We start from the raw sequence: 3,286 nt of genomic DNA, 5'->3' as shown, positions 1-3,286 counted from the left end.
ATATTGCTGTACAACTGCGTCATTACTTATTGCAGCCAAAATTATTAGACAATATTAGTCAGGTGGCTGCACAAATTGTCCCTGCAAACGCTGGTACGCCTTTAGTAGTAGAACAAATTTTAACGACAGTGACGAGGACTTGATGTCAGAGATAAAAATTGGCAACCGGTTAGTTGGTCCGGCGCACTCGCCGTTTATCATCGCAGAGATGTCAGGCAATCATGGCCAGTCACTCGACAAGGCTATGGCGCTGGTCAATGCGGCAGCAGCAGCAGGTGCGCATGCGCTGAAACTACAAACCTACACACCCGACACTATCACTCTGGATGTACACGAGCGTGAATTTTTTATTGCCGATCCTAATAGCCTTTGGCAAGGCAACTCCTTATATAATCTTTACAAAATGGCCATGACCCCCTGGGAGTGGCATAAACCGATTTTTGAATACGCCAATAACAAAGGCCTGCTGGCATTTAGTTCACCTTTTGATTTAACAGCTGTCGATTTTCTGGAGTCACTCAATGTGCCCTGCTATAAAATCGCGTCCTTTGAAAATATCGATCATGGCCTGTTAGCGGCGGTCGCCAAAACCGGCAAGCCGGTGATAATGTCAACGGGCATGGCGACGCAAGCTGAGCTGGCTGAATCGGTTGACGTGCTGCGTAACAACGGTTGCAAAGATCTCATTCTACTAAAATGCACCAGCAACTACCCCGCCCGACCAGTCGATGCCAATTTACAGACTATTCCACATTTAGCGCAGCTATTTAATTGTCAGGTGGGATTATCGGATCATACTCCGGGAGTGGGGGTATCTGTCGCAGCCGTCGCCTTGGGCGCCACGGTCATTGAAAAGCACTTTGTACTGGATAGACATGGCGGCGAGGTAGACGCGAAGTTTTCACTAGAGCCCGCAGAATTAACACTGCTGGTAGAGGAAACCGCTCGCGCTCATGATGCGCTAGGTCACGTACGCTATGGCTGTACCGATAAAGAGGTTTCTTCCAGAGTGCATCGCCGCTCACTGTATATCGCAAAAGATATGAAAGCAGGTGATATTTTCACACACGACAATCTTCGCTCTGTACGACCAGGGCTTGGTCTAGCGCCGAAATATTTGCCGTTTGTTCTGGGTAAAACCATCCGGCAAGATGCTAGCAAAGGCACCCCGTTGTCTTGGGAGCTAGTATGACGCCAACAGACAAACTCGTGCTGTTTGGGGCCAGTAAAGCAGGTGAAACCTACCTCAAAAAGCACCCTGAACATAACATTATTGCCTTTGTAGACAACGATGCCAAACGCCATGGCCAGACCATAGCGAATATCCCCGTGCTTGCGCCAGCGGCACTAGCACAGTTGCAATTTGATACCATTGTCATCACCAGCCTATGGATCGACAGCATATATCAGCAGCTGACGACAGAATTCGGTATAGCGCCAAATAAAATATATATACCAATCAAGGCTGAACTGAAATCTGAGCACCCCTTTAGCCATGCAGCAACCTTGCAACTAGGCCATCAGCTACTGATCAGATTAAGCCAGCTGTTTATACAACACCAGATAAAAGCCTGTATCGATTCGGGCACACTACTGGGCTTAATGCGAGAGGGCAAACTGCTCGCCTGGGATGATGATATCGATTTCGCCATTGATGACGCAGATTTTGACAAGGCTCTCTTACTGCTTAAAAACTTTCAAAAACAAGCACCCATGCAAGACAAAGTGGACTGGCACACAACACTGATCAGGCAGTCAGGTTATGACGTTTGTCTAAACATTGAATTCACGCCTAAAGCAGGCTGCTCTCTTATTCCATTTGAAACCAGCCTGCAGCGTCGACAATCATTGAACGGACGCTCAGAATTACTCTCCTCAGCGGGTATATTTTTCGCACCAGAGCACCACTTTAATCAACTGGAAACAATAGCTTTTATGGGGCACGCTATCCCGGTGCCGTCTGCAGCGTCGGATTTTTTAACCTTTATGTATGGTGATTGGCAAACGCCGAAAAAAGCCATGACACTCAATGATTATGATAACAGACGTATCACGGCTGATATCAGCAATAAAGCTATCTCCATTTCAAAACATGCTTTTTGGTAGTACTGGATGAACAGCATCTCCAATCTAAACGTGCTATTAAGCAGCGCTGGTGCGAAAATACCGCTGTTAAAGGCGCTGCAACACGCCGCCAGACGCATTAACCGTTCAGCACGCATCATCGCCGGTGATTGCAGCCACCCTGTAGTCAGCGAACACTTTGCCGATGATTTTTGGTTAATGCCTGCCGTTGCGGCAGGGGCTACTGACGCCATCATTGAGGGATTAGTAAAACGCAATGTCAGCCATATATTGCCTAGCAGAGATGGCGAACTGCACTTTTGGTCAAGATTAAAGCAGACACTGGCGGCACAAGGCATTTACGTGCTGGTATCACCTGAACACGCGGTGCAACGTTGCCTGGATAAAAATGCATTTTCCAGCCAACTAATGTCGATTGGCCTACCTGCAATACCCAGCTTAGCGCAACCTGATGGCTCCAGCGAACTTTGGGTTGTCAAAGAACGTTATGGTGCCGGTAGTGCTAGCCTTGGGCTGGCGTTAACCTCAGAGCAAGCGCAAGCACATGCCAACACATTGCAACAGCCGCTATTTCAGCCCTATATTTGTGGTCGTGAAATCAGTATCGATGCCTGGCTGAATAAAGACAGCAAACTCAAAGCCCATATCTGCCGTTATCGCCTAAAAGTACAACATGGCGAATCACAAATCAGCCAAACAATTGCACTACCGCAATATGACAACCTGATACGTGACGCACTGCAAGCACTAGCATTGACTGGCCCGGTGGTGATGCAAGCCATCATAGATGAGCAGCAACAGTTACACCTGATCGAGTGCAACAGTCGCTTTGGCGGGGCCTCCACACTTGGCATTAAAGCCGGAGTAGACAGCTTGTATTGGAGCCTGGCAGAAAGCTGCGGGCTGGATGTCGATACAATACTCTTTTTGGCTGCGCCATGCCCTATTACTCAGGTACGCTATGCCGGAGATCTGTATCTGTGATCTACATTTTTGATTTAGACGACACCTTGTATGACGAACGCCAGTACGTTGAAAGCGGCTTACGAGCGGTCGCACGCTTGGCCGCAACACGCTGGCAGCTAGATGAAAACAGCAGTTATCATACTCTGCTGCAGTTGCTGGATACCCGGGGACGTGGCCGTATTTTTGACGACTGGCTGGCACAACACAACCTGGCCAGCAAAGCGAACATCAAAGC

General features: G+C 48.4%; 4 protein-coding genes. All 4 read left to right on the top strand.

Going from position 1 to position 3,286, the window contains the following annotated elements:
* Nucleotides 1-142: 142 nt before the first annotated feature.
* Nucleotides 143-1,192, top strand: coding sequence for a pseudaminic acid synthase (pseI, locus tag V7D78_RS16590; RefSeq protein ID WP_333609567.1), 1,050 nt, complete (start codon nucleotides 143-145; stop codon nucleotides 1,190-1,192).
* Nucleotides 1,189-2,106 (top strand): nucleoside-diphosphate sugar epimerase/dehydratase, encoded by a 918-nt coding sequence (locus V7D78_RS16585; RefSeq protein ID WP_333609566.1) that lies wholly within the window; start codon nucleotides 1,189-1,191, stop codon nucleotides 2,104-2,106. Before pseI ends, V7D78_RS16585 begins: the two co-directional genes overlap by 4 nt.
* Before the next feature lie 6 nt (nucleotides 2,107-2,112).
* Entirely contained in the window at nucleotides 2,113-3,069 is a 957-nt protein-coding gene (locus V7D78_RS16580) for an ATP-grasp domain-containing protein (RefSeq protein ID WP_333609565.1), read from the top strand.
* A partial coding sequence (locus V7D78_RS16575) for a hypothetical protein (RefSeq protein WP_333609564.1) occupies nucleotides 3,066-3,286 on the top strand: 221 nt, incomplete at its 3' end. The genes V7D78_RS16580 and V7D78_RS16575, both read left to right, overlap by 4 nt.

The organism is Arsukibacterium sp. (assembly GCF_036735525.1).
Taxonomy (GTDB): Bacteria; Pseudomonadota; Gammaproteobacteria; order Enterobacterales; family Alteromonadaceae; genus Alishewanella.
This window is presented reverse-complemented; position numbering and strand designations above follow the sequence as displayed.